The 2,174-nt window shown below is 76.5% G+C and carries 2 protein-coding genes; one reads left to right on the top strand and one right to left on the bottom strand.

The window, feature by feature from the left end:
* On the bottom strand, nt 1–1,049 hold a 1,049-nt coding region (locus ABZW03_RS40145; RefSeq protein ID WP_355269732.1), incomplete at its 3' end, for a serine/threonine-protein kinase.
* 380 nt (nt 1,050–1,429) lie between these two features.
* Between ABZW03_RS40145 and ABZW03_RS40140 the strand changes: the two genes are divergently transcribed.
* Nucleotides 1,430–2,174, top strand: a 745-nt coding sequence (locus ABZW03_RS40140; protein ID WP_355269730.1) for an FHA domain-containing protein, incomplete at its 3' end; no start/stop codon positions are given.

Raw genomic sequence — 2,174 nt, 5'->3', positions numbered from 1 at the left:
AGCACCTGGGTGCGGTCGTCGGCACCCGGGGCGGCGCCGGTGCCCACGGCGCCCATGGCCATGGCGCCCGGCACCGCGGCGGGCGGCACCGCGGCGGGCGGCAGCGGCGACGCGGTGGAGGGGACGGCGGTCGGCTGCGGGTCCGGCAGCAGCAGGGCGCCGACCGCCAGCGCCTCGTCCACCGCCGCCGGGGAGGCGTGCACGCCGACGCCGGCCGCGACCACCCGCAGCGCGTGGGCCAGCGAGGTGGCGCCGGGCCGCTGGGCCGGGTCCTTGCGCAGGCAGCGCTCGATCACCGTCCAGAGCGGCTCGGGCATGGTGCTGGGCCGCTGCGGCTCCTGGGCCAGGTGGGCCTGGAGCACGGCGAGCGCGCTGTCGCCCTGGAACGGCTGGCGACCGGTGACCAGCTCGTACAGCATGATCCCGGCGCCGTACACGTCCACCGCGGAGGTCTGCGGACGGCCCTCGGCGGACTCCGGCGCGACGTAGGCGGGGGTGCCGACGAACTCGTGGGTGCGGGTGACGCCCGGGGAGTCGGCCAGCCGGGCGATGCCGAAGTCGGTCAGCAGCGGGTGCATCCGCTCGGCGCCGTCCACCACGGTGGAGGCGAGCAGCACGTTGGCCGGCTTGAGGTCGCGGTGGACGATCCCGTCCGCGTGGCTGGCCGCCAGCGCGTCCGCCACCTGGGCCATCAGCAGGCTGCCCGCGATCGGGCTGAACGGGCCGTTGGCGCGCAGGTAGCGGGACAGGTCGGGGCCCTCCACCAGGTCCATCACCAGGGCCAGCAGCTCGCCCTCGACGACCAGGTCGCGGACCCGGACGATGTTGGGGTGGGTCAGCCGCAGCAGCAGCGAGCGCTCGCGCAGGAAGCGCATCACCACGTCCGGGTCGGCGGCCAGCTCCTCGCGCAGCACCTTGATCGCCACCCGCTGCCCGGGCACGCAGCCCGGCACCTGGACGTCCTCGCGCACCACGCCGCGCCAGACGGTCCCGGTCGCACCCCGCCCGAGGGTCTCATCCAGCAGATATTTGCTGCCGACTGGCCGCACCTGTCGCACTCCTCGCCGTGCCGCCCGCGCGGGGCGCTCCTCCGCCGGTGCGGTGAGCCTGCCGGGCCCGTGTCTGCGGCCACTCTAACGGTGTCCGTTCGGGTTTTTGAGGTGACCGGTAGGCCATCCGTACGGTCTGGGGAAGGGTTGGGGGACATCCCCTAGGGAAGGTCCCGGGCACCCCGCGAAGGGCCGGTCGACCTGACCCTCCGTCGCCCCCGCCACGGCGATGATCGCAAGATCGTCAAATCCGGTACGGTGCGCGGACCGTCCTCGACGGATGGCAGGATGGACACTCGCCACTCGTGTGGCCCAACGGTGCCCACGGGACCGGGCAGCGGTACCAGGCTCCACACCAGCAGAAGGGACCCGCGGGCGAGATGCAGATCCGGCTGACCGTCCTCCGACCGCGCAGCGGCCCGTCCGCCGCCGGCTCCGCCATCCCCTACGTGGACGTGCTGGTCACCGCGCCCGTCGGCACCGCACTCGGCGCCATCGCGGGCGCGCTCGCCGGCGCCGTGGGCGTCCGCGGGCCGCGGGCCGCCACCCACGTGCACCTCTACGCCGGGGCGCACCGGGTCGACGAGCACACCCTGCTCGGCCACCCGCCGCTGCTCGACGGCGCCGTACTCAGCCTGAACGAACCCGACCCGACCGCCGACGACCCCGACGACACCCCCGCGGCCGCCGAACTGCGGGTGGTCGGCGGCCCCGACGCCGGCGGGGTGCACCGGCTGCACGGCCGGGAGATCCGGGTCGGCCGCTCCGCCGAGGCCGACGTCCCGCTCGACGACCCGGACGTCTCCCGGCTGCACCTCTCCCTGCACCTCGCCGAGGACGGCCGGGTCTCCGTCCGCGACCTCGGCTCCACCAACGGCACCGCCCTGGACGGCCGGCTCGTCCCGCCCGGCGCGCCGGAGGCCGCCGTCCCGCTGGAGCCCGGCGCCGTCCTGCGGATCGGCGAGTCCACCCTCCAGGTGACCGCCCCCGACCCGGCCGAGGCCGCCGGGGCCGTCCGCGCCGCCCTGCCGGACGGCCACGGCCACCTCCAGCTCGCCGCCCCCGGCCCGACCCGGCCCGCGCCGCCCGTGGACGGCCTCCCGCCGTACTACCACCCGGGCCGCG

The sequence above is a fragment of the Kitasatospora sp. NPDC004799 genome (assembly GCF_040609095.1).
Classification (GTDB): domain Bacteria; phylum Actinomycetota; class Actinomycetes; order Streptomycetales; family Streptomycetaceae; genus Kitasatospora.
This window is presented reverse-complemented; position numbering and strand designations above follow the sequence as displayed.